General features: G+C 64.3%; 14 protein-coding genes. 5 read left to right on the top strand and 9 right to left on the bottom strand.

What is annotated here, in order from left to right; genetic code table 11:
• Window positions 1–236 precede the first annotated feature (236 nt).
• The 5 genes from DB459_RS00660 to DB459_RS00640 all read right to left on the bottom strand — a co-directional run bounded on the left by DB459_RS00660 (window position 237) and on the right by DB459_RS00640 (window position 4514).
• Window positions 237–833, bottom strand: coding sequence for a LysE family translocator (locus DB459_RS00660; protein WP_253710852.1), 597 nt, complete (start codon window positions 831–833; stop codon window positions 237–239).
• Between the two features lie 128 nt (window positions 834–961).
• A complete protein-coding gene (locus DB459_RS00655; RefSeq protein WP_253710849.1) occupies window positions 962–1606 on the bottom strand; it encodes a bifunctional 2-polyprenyl-6-hydroxyphenol methylase/3-demethylubiquinol 3-O-methyltransferase UbiG in 645 nt (214 codons plus the stop codon).
• 44 nt (window positions 1607–1650) lie between these two features.
• Window positions 1651–2502: a tryptophan 2,3-dioxygenase gene (locus DB459_RS00650; RefSeq protein ID WP_253710845.1), complete on the bottom strand. Its 852-nt coding sequence runs from the start codon at window positions 2500–2502 to the stop codon at window positions 1651–1653.
• Between the two features lie 33 nt (window positions 2503–2535).
• The gene (locus tag DB459_RS00645) at window positions 2536–3735 is read right to left on the bottom strand and encodes an aminotransferase class V-fold PLP-dependent enzyme (RefSeq protein ID WP_253710842.1); all 1200 of its coding nucleotides are present in this window, start codon (window positions 3733–3735) and stop codon (window positions 2536–2538) included.
• Window positions 3736–3872: 137 nt separating this feature from the next.
• Window positions 3873–4514: a YitT family protein gene (locus DB459_RS00640; protein WP_253710839.1), complete on the bottom strand. Its 642-nt coding sequence runs from the start codon at window positions 4512–4514 to the stop codon at window positions 3873–3875.
• 179 nt (window positions 4515–4693) lie between these two features.
• On the opposite strand from DB459_RS00640, the gene DB459_RS00635 reads away from it, so the two are divergent.
• From DB459_RS00635 to DB459_RS00620, 4 genes are all read left to right on the top strand, one after another.
• Window positions 4694–5164 carry an Lrp/AsnC family transcriptional regulator gene (locus DB459_RS00635; RefSeq protein ID WP_253710836.1) on the top strand — a complete coding sequence of 157 codons (471 nt, stop codon included), beginning with the start codon at window positions 4694–4696 and terminating at the stop codon, window positions 5162–5164.
• A 306-nt stretch (window positions 5165–5470) separates the two neighbouring features.
• A complete protein-coding gene (ribB, locus tag DB459_RS00630) occupies window positions 5471–6547 on the top strand; it encodes a 3,4-dihydroxy-2-butanone-4-phosphate synthase (protein ID WP_253710833.1) in 1077 nt (358 codons plus the stop codon).
• Between the two features lie 243 nt (window positions 6548–6790).
• The gene (locus tag DB459_RS00625) at window positions 6791–8005 is read left to right on the top strand and encodes an acyl-CoA dehydrogenase (RefSeq protein WP_253710831.1); all 1215 of its coding nucleotides are present in this window, start codon (window positions 6791–6793) and stop codon (window positions 8003–8005) included.
• 210 nt (window positions 8006–8215) lie between these two features.
• Window positions 8216–9154: an MBL fold metallo-hydrolase gene (locus tag DB459_RS00620; RefSeq protein WP_253710828.1), complete on the top strand. Its 939-nt coding sequence runs from the start codon at window positions 8216–8218 to the stop codon at window positions 9152–9154.
• Here the strand turns inward: DB459_RS00620 and DB459_RS00615 are convergent.
• The 3 genes from DB459_RS00615 to DB459_RS00605 form a co-directional block, all read right to left on the bottom strand.
• Window positions 9124–9978 (bottom strand): DUF1499 domain-containing protein, encoded by an 855-nt coding sequence (locus tag DB459_RS00615; protein WP_253710825.1) that lies wholly within the window; start codon window positions 9976–9978, stop codon window positions 9124–9126. The two genes, DB459_RS00620 and DB459_RS00615, sit on opposite strands and share 31 nt — an antisense overlap.
• A gap of 395 nt (window positions 9979–10373) precedes the next feature.
• On the bottom strand, window positions 10374–11633 hold the full coding sequence (locus DB459_RS00610; RefSeq protein WP_253710823.1) for a monooxygenase: 1260 nt from the start codon (window positions 11631–11633) through the stop codon (window positions 10374–10376).
• Window positions 11634–11641: 8 nt separating this feature from the next.
• Window positions 11642–12883 (bottom strand): SfnB family sulfur acquisition oxidoreductase, encoded by a 1242-nt coding sequence (locus DB459_RS00605; RefSeq protein WP_253710820.1) that lies wholly within the window; start codon window positions 12881–12883, stop codon window positions 11642–11644.
• Between the two features lie 830 nt (window positions 12884–13713).
• Between DB459_RS00605 and DB459_RS00600 the strand changes: the two genes are divergently transcribed.
• Window positions 13714–15144 (top strand): LLM class flavin-dependent oxidoreductase, encoded by a 1431-nt coding sequence (locus DB459_RS00600; protein ID WP_253710816.1) that lies wholly within the window; start codon window positions 13714–13716, stop codon window positions 15142–15144.
• Window positions 15145–15414: 270 nt separating this feature from the next.
• On the opposite strand, the gene DB459_RS00595 is transcribed toward DB459_RS00600, so the two are convergent.
• Window positions 15415–17043 (bottom strand): fatty-acid--CoA ligase, encoded by a 1629-nt coding sequence (locus DB459_RS00595; RefSeq protein ID WP_253710813.1) that lies wholly within the window; start codon window positions 17041–17043, stop codon window positions 15415–15417.
• Window positions 17044–17078 lie beyond the last annotated feature (35 nt).

The following is a 17078-nucleotide window of genomic DNA, read 5'->3' as shown; positions in this document are numbered from 1 at the left end:
CTTTCGAAGTCAGGGAGGCGAGGCCTCCCTTTAGGCCATGACGGGCGCAATCGGAAGCGAATTCCGGGCCGCAGAACCGCGGATTTTGCTCGAAGATGTGGCTCGCGCCGAACTACATGGTCGGCGCCTGCCGCCGCTGCCGAGCAAGTTGGTGACCGGCACGGCGAGCGCGGTGGCGACACTCAGGCCCGCGGTTACCACGGCGAGGGCGCGGCCGGAGCGCGGCGGAGCAAGGTTCACAGCGACCCGCTGAGGACTGAGCCGACCAGCATGACGGCAAAGCTGCCGAGAATGACGCTGGCACCACGCAGGATACGATGGGGCACCACGACCTGGCGCGCCGCGCCGGCGAGCAGGCAGCCGAGCCAGATCCAGTGGCTGCCGACGATGACGACCAGCACTGCGAAGATCGCAACGCGGCCGAGAAGCACGTCGGGTGGCCCGGGCGGCAGCAGCGCAAAGGCGACGACCATCGCCTTCGGATTGAACAGGGTGGTGAGATAGACGCGCGCCGGCCCGATCGGCCGGTCGGCCCCGGCGACGCCGTCGCCCCCGCGCCGCCACAGGCCGACGGCGGAGATCGCCAGCCAGACGGCTGCGATGAGCTTGAGACCGGCCGTCGCGGCCGGATCGCCTCCGATCATCGGTCCGATGGCGCCGACCAGGACGGTGATGGCGGTGAGATAGCCGCCGAGTTCGGCCGGGACGAGGCGAAGCGAGCGCGAAAAGCCAGCGGTGGCGCCCGACGCCGCGAGCAGGGTGTTGGTGGGGCCGGGGACCCCGAGCAGCACGATGACGGCGACGACGAAGGCCAGGATCTCTTGCGTCGTCATGAGTGAAACCTGCGCCACGGCCTTCAGGACTGCGAGCGGAGCTGCGACCCGTTCAGCCGAGTAGGCGGGGGCGCGGCTCCGGAATACGCAAGCTCTAGAAGGAGCGGGGGAGGGTTCCTTGCGCCAGATCAAAGCGGCCCCTGCGCCGAGGCAGACGAGCGTGCGCCGAAGGCGAGCACCGTCCAGGTCACGCCGGCGTCGCGATTGGCCGTCTGCGTGGACGGTGCGCTGGTATTGACAAGAACTCTGAGCCCCTGCCGGCGCGCCAGCGCGATGGTCTCTTCGGAGGAGACCTCGAACATCCGGCGGCCCGGCGGCACCGGGCCGTGGCGCAAGGTGATCGCGAGCCGTCCATCGTCGTCGATCAGTCCGGCCAGATTGGGCATCGCACGCCGGCGTTCGTCGGCGTCGAGATGCATGAAGACTGCGGTCATCATCACCAGGGCAAAGCGTCTGTCTTGGCGACGCACCACCGCGAGTTCGGGCAGGCTGTCGTCGATGAAGGCGATCGCGGACGAGCGGTGAAGCTGCTGCGCGCGCAGCCGTAGTGCCGCCGTCGGTTCGATCGCGACGACCCGATGGCCCCTGGCCGCGAGCCAGGCGGCATCGCGGCCACTCCCGGCGCCGATGTCGAGAATGTCGGACGGCGCCGGCGGCAGCAGGTGCAGGATCGCTGCGTGGATGTCTTCAGGCGCAATGCTCTCGTAACGGGCGACCAGGGCGTCGGCGTCTTCGGCATAGCCCGCGGTGCCTCTGATCTCGGCCGCTGTCACCAGATGGTCCTGTGTTGGATTGTTCTCCACCATCGATCCGTTCACTACAGTTCGGTCCGCACCTCCCACAATTCGGGGAAGAAGGCGCGGTCGAGTGCGCCCTTGAGGAATCCGACGCCGGATGAGCCGCCGGAGCCGCGCTTGAAGCCGATGACGCGCTCCACGGTTTTCATGTGGCGGAAGCGCCATTGCTGGAAGCGGTCTTCGACATCGACGAGCTTCTCGGCGAGTTCGTAGAGTTCGAAATGGAGCTCGGAATGGCGATAGATATCGAGCCAGATCGCGCGGACGTCCGGATTCGACTGATGCGGCTGGCTGACGTCGCGTGTCAGCACCTCCTGCGGAATTAAGAAGCCGCGCCGCGCCACAAGACGCAGCGTCTCGTCATAGATGCTCGGCGACTTCAAGGTGGCCTCGAGTTCGGCGTGGACCGCGGCATCATGGCGATGCGGCAGCAGCATGCGCGCGTCCTTGGCGCCGAGGCGGAATTCGAGCTTGCGGTAACCGTAGGACTGGAAGCCCGAGGCTTCGCCGAACGCGCCGCGGAACACCAGATAATCCGCCGGCGTCATGGTCGAGAGCACGTCCCAGGCGGAGATGAGCTGCTCCTGGATGCGGCCGACCCGCGCCAGCGCCTTCAGCGCCGGGCGGGTGTCGTCGGCGCGGATGCCCTCGATCGCCAGCGCGATCTCGCAGTCGAGTTGCCTGATCCACAATTCCTGGATGTGGTGGATGGTGATGAAGAGATGCTCGTCGTGCGCGCCGGTGAGCGGCCGGTGCGCAGAGAACAGAGTGGTAAGGTCGAGATAGGAGCCATAGGTGGTGCGCCCCTCAAGATCGACGTGAAGATCGTCGCCGACGCGGCTTGGCGGCGCGTTCAGTGTTGACTTGCTCATGTCCGACCTCTCGGTTATCTCGGCGGCAGAACGTCAGGCCGGCAATCTCGGCAGGAAATTCATCTGCAGCCGTGCCAGCAGCGCGTCGATGTCCTCCGCCGTGTGCTGCAGGCCGAAGCCGACCCGCAGCCGTGTGCCGCGCACGTCGGTGACGATGCCGGCCTCATGCAGACGACGGGAGCAGTCGGCCGCTTCAGGGTGATCGAAGGTGAGGAAATTGCCGCGCGCGCTCTCGCTGAGCGGCACCACCAGGTTCTGTTCGGCCAGGGGCCCGACCGGCGCTTGGCGGAGGCCGGCCATGAAGCGCTCCTGCAGTGAGAGCACGTGGGCATGGATGGTGGCGGCGTCGAGACCTTCGGTTGCGAGCCAGCGCAGGCTGGCGCGCAGTCGGTAGAGCCCGGATGGATCGAAGGTCGCGCCCATGAAACGACTGCCGTCTTCGCTGTAGGGGACCTGGTCTTGATGCGTGCTCAAAGCGCCGAAGCCGGCGAACCAGCCGGTGTTGCGCGGACGCGGGGCGAAGGCGGGCGGACAATGCATGAAGCAGGCGCCTTCGCCGGCCATCGCGTATTTGTAGCCGCCGGCAATGTAGAAGGCGCGCGAGGAGATGCGCGAGAGATCGGTCGGGCGGGCCAGGAAGCCATGATAGCCATCGATGACGACGAGCCGGCCGTTGGCGGTGAGCCCGTCGACCAGCGCATCGAGATCGGCGAGCGCGAAGCCGGAACCGAATAGCACCTGGCTGACGAAGGCGAGATCGAAATCGTTGGCGCGACCGGCCGTGACGAGGCGCTCGGATAGCGAAGCGAAGGGTTCTGCGGCGACCGTGGTCCATTCGATGAGGTGGTCCTCTGAAAGGCGCATCATCTGGCGGCGAAAGGAATGAAATTCGCCGTCGGTGGAGAGCACGCGCACCGGCCGTCCGGTGGGGCAGGCGGACAGCAGCCGCAGTATGAACTCATGGGTGTTGGCGCCGCTCACCAAAGTTGCCGGATCGGGCAGGCGCAGATGATCGGCGACGGCCTGGCTCACCTCGCCCCACACTGCGCCGAGCACCCTCTCCCATTTGTCGTCGACGAAGCGCGCGGCGTCGTCCCAGGCCTCGATCTGGGCGTCGCGGGTGACGTCCGGCCAGAAGTGATGGCTGTGGGCAGTGAAATGCAGCTGGCCCTGCTTCTCGGCGCGGAAGCGCGAGAAGGCGGCGCGCAGATCGAGCGGGACGGGTGGGGGCATGACGGCTTCCTTATGGCTCGTTCTGTGATCCATATCCGAAGGAGCCCGCGTCGTGGGCCTCGAAAGATGGACGGTCGATGTGACAGCGCTGATGGGCCACGTCGCCCGTCGAGGCGCGGACTTGAGCAGCCCCACGATCAGCTTACCCCGAGATAGCGTCCTGGCTTGTGGTTGATGGCGATGACGAGATTGACCACGGCGGCGCCGACGACCGAGAGCACGATGTTCTGCGGTGCCAGCACGAAGAACGAGGCGGCCAGGATGGCGAGGTCCACCGCGAGCTGGAAATAGCCGGCGCGGATTGCGTAGTTGTCCTGGAGATAGACGGCGAGGATGTTGACGCCGCCGAGGCTGGCGCGATGGCGGAACAGCATCAGCATTCCGGTGCCAATCAGTGCGCCACCGACCACGGTGGCGTAGAGCGGATCGAGGTGGGCAAAGGCGATCAGCGAGGGCATCACGCGGCTCAGGAGCGAGACGAGGCTGACCGCGATGAACGAGCGCAGGGCGAAACGCCAGCCGAGCCGGCGCAGCGCCAGCAGGTAGAACGGCAGGTTGATCAGTGAGAAAACGGGGCCGAAAGATAGGCCGGTGCTGTAGTGTGCCAGCAGCGCCAGTCCGGCGGTGCCGCCCACGAGCAGGAGAGCCTTTGCGTACATGGCGACGCCGAGCGAGACGAACAGCGAACCGGCGACCAGCGCCAGCACGTCTTCGTAGAGCCGGTGCCGTTCCTGTACGACGCGCTCCTGAACGACGCTCTCTCGCGCCAGTTCGGCCATAGCTTCGACCCCGCCATTCCCAATTCTGACACTGTCGCCTTTTCAAGACGCAATTGGCAGGCGCAGATTGCAGGTAATTGCCAAGATTCAGCAAAACATTTCATTTCGTGGCGATTTTTAGCTATTTATTTGCCGATCAGACGAGCTTGGCATCATCCTACCTGCGGGAATAGTACCCTATGCCTGTTACCCCAGAGCCGCTGGATTCCACCGACCGCCGTATCCTGCGGCTGCTGATCGAGGATGGCGACTTGAGCAACAACGAGCTTGCGGCGCGCGCGGGGCTGACGGCGGCGCCGCTGTCGCGGCGGCTGGCGCGGCTGGTTGCCGCTGGCGCGCTGCGGCGGACGGTGATCGTCGATCCCAAGGTCGTCGGCCTCGGCCTGCAGGTGTTTCTCGAGGTGACGCTGGAACGGACCGCGCCCCAGGTCGGCGACCGTTTTGTCGAACGGGTTCTGCGGATGCCGGAGGTGCTGGAATGCCACGCCGTCGCCGGCGAGTTCGACTTCCTCCTGAAGATATCCGTGCGGGATGTCGCCGACTACAAGCGCCTGTTGTGGTCCGAGTTCGAGAGCATTCCCGAGATCAAGACGTTGCGCTCCATGGTGCTGCTCGACACGCCGAAGTTTCAGACCAGCGCGGTGCCGTAAGGGTGACGGGGCGCTTTCGGTCGCGCCGTCCTCCCGAGGTACGAGCCGCGCCCGAGCGGGATACGCTTCGCCGCAAGGATTATGTCGGCCTTCGAGGGGCGTGCGCGTCGCGCCCCTCGGGTCTCCCGTCGCGGCAAACCTTGGGTTCGCCGGGCCGGTCCTTGGGGAGTTAGGGTGATTCGGGAGAGTAGCGTCGGCAGTGCCCATGCGTCCGCCGCAGGCGGTGCCGTGGCGCCGGCAGTTGCGCGACCTTATATCCTGGGCCATAGGACAATCCCTGTTCCCGAGCGAGACCTGCGAGAAACGATGCCGCATACCATTCCCGAGGTTCTGAAGGCCTTCGCCGCCGGCGAAATCGTGGTCGTGACCGACGACGAGGACCGCGAGGGCGAGGGCGACCTGATCGTTGCCGCTTCGCTCTGCACCGCCGAGAAGATGGCCTTCATCGTCCGCCATACCTCCGGCATCGTCTGCGCGCCGCTCACCAGCGAGGATGCGCGGCGGCTGCGGCTCGACCCCATGGTCGCCCACAACGATTCCAACCATTCCACCGCCTTCACTGTCTCGATCGACTACAAGCCGGGCATGACCACCGGCATCTCGGCTGAGGAGCGCACCGCCTGCTGCCGCGCGCTCGCCAATCCCAATGTCGGTGCCAACGACTTCGCCCGGCCGGGACATATCTTTCCGCTGATCGCGCGTGACGGCGGCGTGCTCCTGCGCTCGGGCCATACCGAAGCGGCCGTTGACCTCTGCAAACTCTCCGGCCTGCCGCCGGTCGGCGTCATCAGCGAGTTGATGAACGACGATGGCACGGTGATGAAGGGCGCCCAGGTCGCCGAATTCGCCCGCAAACACGATCTCAAACATGTCACCATCGCCGACATGATCGCGTACCGGCAGGCGCGTGAGAAGCTGATTGAGCGGGTGTCGACCTTCACCGTCGAAAGCTCGATCGGCCAGCTCGACGGCTATGCCTATCGTTCGCCGTTCGATCCGATCTATCACGCCGCATTCGTTTACAAGGGCGTCGGCGACGGCAGGAACGTGCTGACCCGCTTTCACAAGCCGAATATCATCAAGGATATTTTCATGGGGTCGCAGGGCGTGCTGCGCGCCCTCGATCACTTCAAGAAGAATGGCAGTGGCGTGCTGGTCTATCTTCGTGACGGTGCCGCCGGCGTTCCGGTTGAGCCGCTCGAAGGAGTGAGCTCGGCCGAGGCCGACCGCAACCGGCAATGGCGCGAGGTCGGTGTCGGTGCCCAGATCCTGCGCGATCTCGGCGTTACCTCGATCCGCCATCTGACCTCGTCGAGCCACGACTATAAGGGCCTGTCCGGCTTCGGCATCGAGATCGTCGGCAACGAGCCGTTCGATTATTGAGGATGTGGAGGCGCGCCGACGTGCGCGGCCAAGGCCACCCGGAACCCGGACTGCATGGGGGTCTGCATCGGGAGGTCTTGCAGTTTGCCGGCGAGACCTTAACCTGCCGCGCGTTTTCGTCCCGCCGCAGTCCCCCTCGAAGGGTGTGTGCTGGAGGCCGATCGTTCACACAATCCGGATCATTCCGAACCGGTGGACGATCGAAACCGTAAGAAGCAACCCCGCCACGGAGAAAGGCAAGCGATGACCGCGCGCGCGCAGACCAAGGACAAGCCGGCCCAGGCGGCCTTCCAGTGGGACGATCCGTTCCTGCTGGAGACGCAGCTCACTGAAGATGAACGCATGATCCGCGACACTGCGCGTCAATATGCCCAGGAGAAGCTGCTGCCGCGTGTCACGGAGGCTTATCTCGAGGAGAAGACCGATCGCGAGATTTTCCGCGAGATGGGCGAACTCGGCCTGATCGGCGTCACCTTCCCCGAGGAGTATGGCTGCGCCAATGCCGGTTATGTCGCCTATGGACTCGTGGCGCGCGAGGTCGAGCGGGTCGATTCCGGCTACCGCTCGATGAACAGCGTGCAGTCATCCCTGGTGATGTATCCGATCTACGCCTATGGCGACGAGAGCCAGCGTAAGAAATATCTACCGAAGCTGGCGAGCGGGGAGTGGGTCGGCTGCTTCGGCCTGACTGAGCCCGATGCCGGCTCTGATCCGGCCGGCATGAAGACCCGCGCCGAGAAGGTCGCCGACGGCTATCGCCTGACCGGCTCGAAGATGTGGATATCCAACGCGCCGATCGCCGACGTCTTCGTGGTCTGGGCCAAGTCTGCGGCCCATGACAATCAGATCCGCGGCTTCATCCTCGAAAAGGGCATGAAGGGCCTGTCGGCGCCGAAGATCCAGGGCAAACTGTCGTTGCGCGCGTCGATCACCGGCGAGATCGTGATGGACGGCGTGGTGGTGCCGGAGAGCGCGCTGCTGCCCAACGTCAGCGGTCTCAAGGGGCCATTCGGCTGCCTCAACCGTGCGCGCTACGGCATTTCCTGGGGGGCGATCGGCGCCGCCGAGGACTGCTTCCATCGCGCCCGGCAGTATGTCCTCGACCGCAAGCAGTTCGGCCGGCCGCTCGCCGCGACCCAGCTCGTGCAGAAGAAGCTCGCTGACATGCAGACCGAGATTGCGCTCGGTCTGCAGGGCTCGCTCCAGGTCGGTCGCCTGATGGATGCCGGCAAGATGGCGCCTGAGATGATCTCGATCGTCAAGCGCAACAATTGCGGCAAGGCCCTCGACATCGCTCGCGTGGCCCGCGACATGCACGGCGGCAACGGCATCTCGAGCGAGTTCCACGTCATGCGCCATGCCCAGAACCTTGAGACCGTGAATACCTATGAGGGCACGCACGACATCCACGCCCTGATCCTCGGCCGGGCCATCACCGGCATTCAGGCGTTTTTCTAAAGACGAGGGGCGAGCGTGATGAACGCTTGCCCCATCATCCTGATGGTGGGGTAACATCGATCTACGCGAAGCGGCTGCAAGCCGCGCCGTCGAAGGATGAACGGCCAAGACGAGAAGCAAGATCGAGAAAACAAAAGCTCAGGCCATATCGACCTTTTGGGGCTCGCCCCACGGGCGCCTCAGGACGACGTGGTATGAAGAGGAAGCACCGTGAGCGACGACAACCAGGACGACGTCCCGTTCAACAAGGAATTTCCGCTTCGGCCCGGCGTGGCCGAGGAGGTGGTGCCCGGCGTTCGTCGTGTCTTGTGCAACAATCCCTCGCCGTTCACCTTCACCGGCACGGTGAGCTACATCGTCGGCTGCGGCAAGGTCGCGATCATCGATCCGGGGCCCGACAATGAAGCCCATGCGCGGGCGCTGCTCGATGCCGTGCGAGGCGAGACGGTCACCCACATCTTCGTCACCCATACCCACCGCGATCATTCGCCCAATACGCCGCGCATCAAGGCGGCGACCGGGGCTGCGGTCTATGCCGAGGGGCCGCACCGCGCTTCGCGCCCGCGCCACGAGAGCGAGAAGACGACGACGGAGTCCGGTGCCGATCGCGACTTCGTCCCGGACGTCGCCCTTGCCGGCGGCGATGTGGTCGAGGGCGATGGCTGGCGGCTCGAGGCTCTGGCGACGCCGGGACACACCGCGAACCACCTCGCCTTTGCATGGCCCGAACGCGACCTGACCTTCGTCGGCGATCACATCATGGGCTGGTCGACCTCGATTGTGGCGCCGCCGGACGGCTCCATGGTCGATTACATGGATTCGCTTGATTGCCTCGCGGCGCGGCCCGAGAATCTCTATCTGTCGGGCCACGGGCCGGAAATTCGCGACGCGCGGCGCTTTACGCGTTTCCTTGCGCGTCATCGCAAGGCGCGTGAGGCCTCGATCCTGCATCGCCTGTCGAAGGGCGAGGCCGATATTCCGACCATGGTGCGCGCGATTTATATCGGCATCGATCCACGCCTTGCCGCCGCCGCCGGCTATTCGGTCCTCGCTCATCTGGAGGATCTCGTGGCGCGAGGCATCGTCGCTACCGACGGCGACGCGGTGATCGAGGGCCGCTACCGCTTGGCAGGGCCCTTGGAGGTTTGAATCTTCGCCGGCATCACCGGCTTGCGCGCCGGCTTGGCGGCGGCGTCGGCCATGTCGTTGAGGTCGTCGATCAATTTCGCCACCCTCGCCGCGTTGGTGCCGAGGTCGTGCTCGAAATAGCGCGACGCGGAGCGGATATCGACCCTGGCGCCTTCGGCGTCAGGCACGACGCGGATGGCGACGTCCTCGCGGAAGCCCATGATCGGCGTCCGCGCCACCGCCTCGATCCGACCGATATTGCGCGGCGGCTGCGGCGGCCGTTCATCGATGATGGTCCATTTGCGTCGCTGCACCAGTTTGAGCACCTCGTCGAACGCCTTCGCGGGCGGTACGTCCATGCTCACCGGCTCGATGTCGGGATAGGCGGACTGCTGCAGTTCGGCCGAATAGAGTCCGGCATAGGTGGCCGGATTGACACCGTCGCCGGTGCGCAACTTGGCCAGCTGCTCGAAGCGCGGCGGGTCGATGGGATTGGTCGTGATGTCGTGAATGGCCGGCAGGGTGCGATACTGCCATGCGAGATAGCCGGGATAGGCGAGGATGGCGGCGTCGATCAGCAGCGCGAGCAGGATGCGGGCGGTGCCGCGGGTGCCGTAGTGCCAGATCGCGGCGAAGCCGGCCAGCGCAGCCAGGATGGAAAGCCCGGCGAGGCCGAGGGCCCCCAGGAAGGTGGCGAGCGCCGGCCTGATTTCGAGGAAGCCGAAACGGATGATGACCACCGATCCGACGGTGGCCACCAGTGAGAACAGGGCGAGCGCACGCGCCCAGTTGGCGAGGGCCGAGACGGGTTCGTCCTGGTAGGACGCATGAAATCTGCGGGCCATCGCTTGCGTCTTTGGTCCGTCCTGGGTCCGCTCGGAAAGTCAGGGGCCGGTCGGCCCGCGCTTGCGGTCTCGCGACGTTGAGACCATGGACGGGTGGCAAATTCAAGCCGTTCGTGAGGCGGCGACCGCCCTCGCCGCTGTCTTCGCCGGCGAGGGGCAGGACCTGATCGGCCGGTCCGGCAGGCCGGATCTGCCATCGCCGGCACTGCGGCGGTGGAGGCAGGTGGCGAGCCTTGGTGGACGCCTCTGCCATCGCTGCCCCGGGGCTCGACTGGTGATTCGGTCACCCTCGGCCGTAGCGAAAGAAATCATGGGCAAAGACAGCGGTCGGTCGCCGGCAGACTTTTCGTTCAGCCGTCGGGCTGAATTGTCGTCAACAAGGGCAGGAGCCAAGATCAACCCGTGTTCGCCGGGACGTCCGCCGCCGCGCTCTCACTGAGGCCGATGCGCCACTGGTAAGGAGTCGGCGTGCCGTTCACGGCATAGTCTCCGACGATACGGTCCTTGTAGATCCGCGGGTTGTGCGAGCTGAGCGTTCTGGCGTTTCGCCAGAAGCGGTCCAGCCCCTTGTCGCGGATCGTCGCAGACGCTCCGAGCGCATCGAACGCGACTGTGGTGGCGTTCAGGATGAGGTCGGAGATGACCGTCTGGGCCTGGGCCGCTTCGATCTCGGCAATGGCGTTTGCCGCTTCTTCGACCGCGGGGTCGCCCTGGAACCGCGTATCGAATGCCCTCTGGAGCGACTCGGCAACCTTGAGGACGATCGCGCCGGCGGAATAGGCTGCGCCCCGTATGCGGCCAACGACCTGCAGGACCTGAGGATCCTGGCTTGCACGAGGCGCGGCGCCATTGGTGTAGCTGCGGCGACGGGTCGCGACCGCGGCCGCCAGTTCCTTGGTCGCGGCGCGGCCGATTCCGGCAAGCGTCGCCAGATGGACCAGTTGATAAAAGGCTGGGGAATATTTGAAGCGATCTTCGTCGACGATCACGTCGCCTGCCTCGACCGGAACGTCGGTGAAGCGGGTAGTGCCGCTGGCGGTGAGGGGCTGGCCGAAGCTGCTCCAGTCGTCCACGACATCGACGCCGGGTGCATCGCGTCGGACGAACACGCCCACCGTCCGGCCTTCCTGATCTTGCGCGCCAGCGTCGATCCAGTCCGCAAACAGGGAGCCGGTAGTGTAGAATTTCTCGCCGGCCAAACGCCATCCGTCGTCGCGACGAACGATCCGTGTCGAGAATTCTGCCTGCTTGGCCTCGCCGATCTCGGTCCAGGCATTTCCGATGATGTCGCCACCCGCCAGCCGGGCGAACCAGCGTTCCTGCCGCGCTCTGTCTCTCCAATTGACGGTATCTTCCGCGAAGCCGAAGTGCCCCCGCAGTGATTGCGTGATATTCGAATCGGCGGCCGAGAGCTCGATCAGAAGGTTGAACAGCTCGGGCAAGGTCGCGCCGAACCCTCCTTTGTCGCGGGGGAGGCGCAGGGCGCCGAAGCGGGCCTCCTTCAGCCCCCCGATCTGATCATAAGGCAGGATTCTGTTCAGTTCGCGTGCGACGGCGTCGTGCTCGATCTTCCGAAAGACCGGTCGGAATCTCTCCGCCAGGGTCTCGTATCGCGGGCTGGGGCCTGAGCCCCAGCCTTGATCTATCTGCGTCATGGCGCCGCTCAGCTCCAGGGATGGTTCGGGAGATGCACGCCGTTCAGCGCGTAGTTGCCGACGTGGAAATATTTCCAGCGGACAGGATCGTGCAGGGTGTGGGTCCGTGCGTTGCGCCAATGGCGATCCAGGTTGTATTGCGCAAGCGTCGAGCGCGTACCGCCTAGCTCGTGCAGCTTGTTGGTCGCGAGGATCGCGATTTCGGTCGTGAGAATTTTCGCCTGCGCCACCGCAAATGCCGCTTTGGCGACGTCGTCCAATGTCGGGCGGTCGAGAATGGCGTCCACGGCCTGTCCGGCCCGCTCGAGCAGCGCTTCCGCAGCATGCAGCCGGACTTGAAGATCGCCGATCTGCGAAATGGTGAACACGTCCTCGTAGCCGTTCTCCTGGCCGCTATCGATCCAGGGACGCGTATGGTTGCGGACGAAGTCGATGGTGGTCTCGACAGCCGCGCGCGCGATGCCGGCATCGATCGCTGCCTGGATGATCTGCGATATCGAACCGTTGGAGGATGGCGATTCGCCGCCGAGATAGGCGGGAATGATGGCGTCGGCACCGAGGCGCACCTTGTCGAGCCGGACGGTGCCGCTCGCCGTCGTTCGCTGGCCAAACCCCGACCAGTTGTCGACGATGGTCAGGCCGTCGGCATCGCGCGGCGCAATGGCGAGGTTGACCTTGCCGTCGTCATCGACCGCCCCGACCGGAACGAAATGCGCGAAGAGTGCGCCGGTCGCGTAGAATTTTTCGCCATCGACGACATAGTCGTCGCCATCCCGCGTCAGCCGCGTCTCGAAGGCGCCAACATTCTTGCTCCGGGCCTCGGAGAAAGCATTGCCGAGCCGATAGCCCCGCAGCACGCGATCGGACCACAGCCGCTGCTGCGCCTCCGGCGCCACCACGCGGATCACATCGTAGGTGGCGAAATGATTCTGCGGTAACTGCCCGAGTGACGGATCCGCCGCCGAAATGACTTTGATGACGTCCGTCAGCGTGACCGTGGAAACGCCGGCGCCGCCATACGTCTTCGGGACCGTAATGGCCCAGAGGCCGCTGCCCGAAAACCGGTCGATCTCCGCGACCGGCAGTCGCCGGTCGCGATCGCGCTGCGCAGCCTCCCGGGCGAAGTCGGCAGCGAGCGTCCTGGCAATGTCGATCGCCTCCGCGTCGGAGCGGATGCGATGCGCGTCGGGATGTCGCTCGAAGGCGGGGACCACCGGCTCGCCAGTCCGCGCGGCAACTGCGGCGTTCATGTTAGCTCCTAGGAGTGGTTGGTCCTGCAACTAGAGCCTTCTCCGCTCCGATGGAATCGGGGCGGGGGCTATAGGTTTTTGTTTTGATGCGTTTTCTTCGCGCGAACCGGTATCCACTTCGCGGGAAAATACTCTAGTGGTGACTAGTGTCCTGTCTCCGAATGACTGCGTCATTTGCCGCACGCTCGGACGATCATTCGTAGACAAAGGGATACAAGCAAAATCAATTGCGAGACGCCGCACTAGGTGGTTCCGTGACTGAAAACCCGGATGAGCCATCACGACTTGCTCGGTGCGATCGCGTGGCGCCGACCAGCCGCAGCCGAATACGTGCCGACGGCGAAAATGGCGGGCAGCGGTCATCTATGACCGAGGTTGGAGGCCAGCTGCTGGCCAATTTGGCGGAGCCTGGCGTCGAATGGTCAGATGTCATGATTCCTTGCCGGGAAGCGCTCGATGAATTCAATGATGCGGCCCGACGTCGTTCATGTCGAGACGTCCGATCAAATAGCAATGCACGCGCTGCGACGACGGCGGGCGAAGCAATATTTGTTTTGAAAACGTAGGTTGTGCCAGCTGCTTTCTTGCTGGAACGGACGTCGCCATCGCGATTCGATCAACAGGCGCGCACCGACTGTGACGTCGAAACCCGTCGCTGATGGCTCACAATGGAGGCGACGTAACCTGGAATTGCAGCATATCGCGGTTTGTAGGAAAGGACTTCTCGCAGAGATGATCTATAAAGAAGTTGGACTTTAAAATGGACACGGCGTTGCCTCGGAAATAGCTTCGCGGCCACAGGATCGTATCGAGAGTCTCGGGGTTCGCCGATGTCGCGTCAGATCAGGTTCAACGCCTTCGACATGAATTGTGTCGGCCATCAGTCGCCTGGGCTGTGGGCTCATCCGCGGGACCGTTCGTGGAAGTACAAGGACCTCGATTACTGGCAGGACCTCGCGCGCACGCTGGAGAGGGGTTTCTTCGATGGCATCTTCATCGCTGACGTGATCGGATACTACGACGTCTACAAGGGGGCGAATTATCACGCGATCCAGCAGGCGGCGCAGATTCCGGTGAATGATCCGCTGCAGCTCGCGGCTCCGATCGCGCTGGCCACCGAACATCTCGGTATCGGCATCACCGCCTCAACCTCGTTCGAGCATCCGTATACTTTTGCGCGGCGGCTTTCGACCGCCGACCACCACACCAAGGGCCGCGTCGGCTGGAACATCGTGACCTCCTATTTGGAGAGCGGGGCGAAGAACATCGGGCAAGGCGGCCTGCGCCGGCACGACAACCGCTACGAGGTCGCGGCCGAATATGTCGAGGTGCTCTACAAGCTTCTGGAAGGAAGCTGGGAGGATGACGCGGTGCTGCGGGACGGCGAGCGCCGTATCTTCAGCGATCCCGGCAAGGTTCACGAAATCGGTCATAAGGGCAAATTCTTCGAGGTTCCCGGCTATCATCTCTCGGAGCCGTCGCCCCAGCGCACGCCGGTGCTGTATCAGGCCGGAGCGTCGGGTGCCGGTCGGGAATTCGCCGCGGGGCATGCGGAATGCGTCTTCGTAGCGGCGCCGACCAAATCGGTGCTGAAGGGATACGTGGCCGACATCCGGGCGCGCGCAGCAAGAGCCGGCCGAGATCCGAGGAAGCTCTATGTCTATACCCTCGTCACGCTGATCGTCGAGGAGACTGATGCCAAAGCGCAGGCGAGGTTCGAGGAATACAAGAGATACGTCTCCTATGACGGTTCGCTCGTCTTCATGTCGGGGTGGAGCGGCATCGATTTCGGTCAGTATGCGCCGACCGATCTCGTCAAGAGGGTCGAGACCAATGCGATCGCTTCGGTGGTGGAGCATCTGGCCGGCGGCGACAAGTCATGGACGATCGAGGAGCTGGCGCAATTCGGCGGGATCGGCGGCCTCGGTCCGGTTTTTGTCGGCTCACCGTCGACCATAGCCGACATCCTGCAGAGCTGGGTCAAGGAGACGGATGTGGATGGGTTCAATCTCGCCTACGCCGTGACGCCGGAGACCTTCGAAAGCATCGTCGGCTATCTCGTTCCCGAATTGCAGCGTCGCGGCGTCTACCCCACGGCATACAAGCCCGGCACGTTGCGCGAGAAGCTTTTCGGCGAAGGGCCGCGGTTGGCTGCGCCGCATCCGGCGGCCCGCTACCGCGATATCGAGGCCGTCAAACGAGCTGAAGCGACGGCAGGAGGGTCGTTGGCCGTGCCATTGACTGTTTCGGAAGCCGTGTGACTTTGCGCTCCTTGGTGAGCGTCGCCGCGCTGGCGATCGACGGAGTGTCGGCAGATCAGGCGCCGGCGTCGATACGACTAGCGAGAGCTTCCGCTGCGGTCCGTAGGCAGATCGCAGGGTATCCCACGTCCTGCAGCAGGGCAGCAAATAAGACGTAGCCAGAAGATGTGACCGAGAGGACCTGAAGGCCAGCGCAACCCGGCTGTCGCCGGGGTGCGGTCTGTCCGAAGAGCCGCAAGTCGGATAATTCCGACTTGCGGCATTCAGCCGTCACGCCGCCGCGGTGGGCAGATTGTATTCCTTGAACTGGTCGCGTAGCGCCGTTTTCAGGATCTTGCCGGTGGCGGTGTGGGGGATGGCGGAAACGAACGCTACGTCGTCGGGCATCCACCACTTGGCGATCTTGCCCTCCATGAACTGCAGGATCTCTTCCCGCGTCGCGGTCTGGCCTTCCTTGAGCTGGACGATGAGCAGCGGCCGCTCGTCCCACTTGGGATGGGTGACGCCGATCACTGCGGCTTCGGCCACCTTGGGATGGCCGACCGCGAGATTCTCCAGGTCGATGGAGGAAATCCACTCGCCGCCCGACTTGATCACATCCTTGGAGCGGTCGGTGATCCGCATGTAGCCATGGGCGTCGATGGTGGCGACGTCCCCGGTGTCGAAATATCCCTCGTCGTCGAGGATGTTGGTATCGAGCCGATAATAGGCGCCGGCGACCGAGGGGCCGCGCACCTTGAGGCGGCCGAAGGTCTTGCCGTCCCAGGGCAGCTCCTTGCCGGCGTCGTCGGTGATCTTCATCTGGACGCCGAACGGCGGATAGCCCTGGGTCTGCAGCACGTCCAAGCGTTCTTCGTCGGCGAGTTCCATGAAGGGTGGCTTCAGCGCCGAGACCGTGCCGAGCGGGCTCATCTCGGTCATGCCCCAGGCATGGCGCGGCTGGATGCCCATGTCGCTGAACGCCTTGATCATCGAGCGCGGCATCGCCGAACCGCCGCAGACCACCATCTTCAGGTGCGGCAGCTTGAGGTTATTGGCGGCCATGTGATTGAGAAGCATCAGCCACACGGTCGGAACGCCGGCGGTATGGCTGACCTTCTCGGTCGACATCAGTTCATAGACCGAGGCGCCGTCCAGCTTGGCGCCGGGCATCACCAGCTTGGTGCCCATCGAGGGGGCGGAGAAGGCGATGCCCCAGCTGTTGGCGTGGAACAGCGGGACGACCGGCAGCATTGTATCTTCCGCGCGAGTGCCCAGCGCGTCGCCATTGTTGGCCATCATGGCATGAAGAACGTTGGAGCGATGGGAGTAGAGCACGCCCTTGGGATCGCCTGTGGTGCCGGAGGTGTAGCACATCGCTGCCGCGGTATTCTCGTCGAACTCCTTCCACTTGAATTCGCCGTCAACCTCTGCGATCCACTCCTCATAGGCGATCGCGTTCTTCAGCGGCGTCGGCGGCATGTGTGCCTTGTCGGTGAGCACGACATAGCGCTCGACGCTCGGCAGGTTGGCGGCGAGCTTCTCCAGGATCGGGACGAAGGTAAGGTCAGTGATGACGATCCGGTCCTGGGCGTGATTGATGATCCAGCCGATCTGGTCCGGAAACAGGCGCGGATTGACGGTATGGCAGATCGCGCCGATTCCCATGATGCCGTACCAGCATTCCAGGTGGCGGGCGGTGTTCCAGGCGATCGTGGCGATACGGTCGCCGAGGCGGACGCCTTGACGATCGAGGCGTTGCGCCACCCTGAGGGCGCGGCTGCGGATTTCGGCGTATGTGGTGCGGACGATGGGACCTTCAATCGAGCGTGTCACCACCTCCTGGGAGCCATGGATTCTGGCCGCATGGTCGATTATTCGGTGGCACAGCAAGGGCCAGTCCTGCATCAAACCCAACATTCGAGGTCTCCTCCTGAAAAAATATTCACTTTTAT

The sequence above is a fragment of the Bradyrhizobium sp. WD16 genome (genome assembly GCF_024181725.1).
Lineage (GTDB): Bacteria > Pseudomonadota > Alphaproteobacteria > Rhizobiales > Xanthobacteraceae > Bradyrhizobium_A.
The sequence above is the reverse complement of the archived record's forward strand: the minus strand, read 5'-3'. Positions and strand labels throughout refer to the sequence as shown.

Bases quoted from the DNA above. Each gene is read 5' to 3' on its own strand.
- DB459_RS00595 (WP_253710813.1), bottom strand. From the start codon at position 17,043: ATGTTGGGTTTGATGCAGGACTGGCCCTTGCTGTGCCACCGAATAATC.
- DB459_RS00615 (WP_253710825.1), bottom strand. From the start codon at position 9,978: ATGGCCCGCAGATTTCATGCGTCCTACCAGGACGAACCCGTCTCGGCC.
- DB459_RS00660 (WP_253710852.1), bottom strand. From the start codon at position 833: ATGACGACGCAAGAGATCCTGGCCTTCGTCGTCGCCGTCATCGTGCTG.
- DB459_RS00640 (WP_253710839.1), bottom strand. From the start codon at position 4,514: ATGGCCGAACTGGCGCGAGAGAGCGTCGTTCAGGAGCGCGTCGTACAG.
- DB459_RS00650 (WP_253710845.1), bottom strand. From the start codon at position 2,502: ATGAGCAAGTCAACACTGAACGCGCCGCCAAGCCGCGTCGGCGACGAT.
- DB459_RS00625 (WP_253710831.1), top strand. From the start codon at position 6,791: ATGACCGCGCGCGCGCAGACCAAGGACAAGCCGGCCCAGGCGGCCTTC.
- DB459_RS00600 (WP_253710816.1), top strand. From the start codon at position 13,714: ATGTCGCGTCAGATCAGGTTCAACGCCTTCGACATGAATTGTGTCGGC.
- DB459_RS00635 (WP_253710836.1), top strand. From the start codon at position 4,694: ATGCCTGTTACCCCAGAGCCGCTGGATTCCACCGACCGCCGTATCCTG.
- DB459_RS00610 (WP_253710823.1), bottom strand. From the start codon at position 11,633: ATGACGCAGATAGATCAAGGCTGGGGCTCAGGCCCCAGCCCGCGATAC.
- ribB (WP_253710833.1), top strand. From the start codon at position 5,471: ATGCCGCATACCATTCCCGAGGTTCTGAAGGCCTTCGCCGCCGGCGAA.
- DB459_RS00645 (WP_253710842.1), bottom strand. From the start codon at position 3,735: ATGCCCCCACCCGTCCCGCTCGATCTGCGCGCCGCCTTCTCGCGCTTC.
- DB459_RS00605 (WP_253710820.1), bottom strand. From the start codon at position 12,883: ATGAACGCCGCAGTTGCCGCGCGGACTGGCGAGCCGGTGGTCCCCGCC.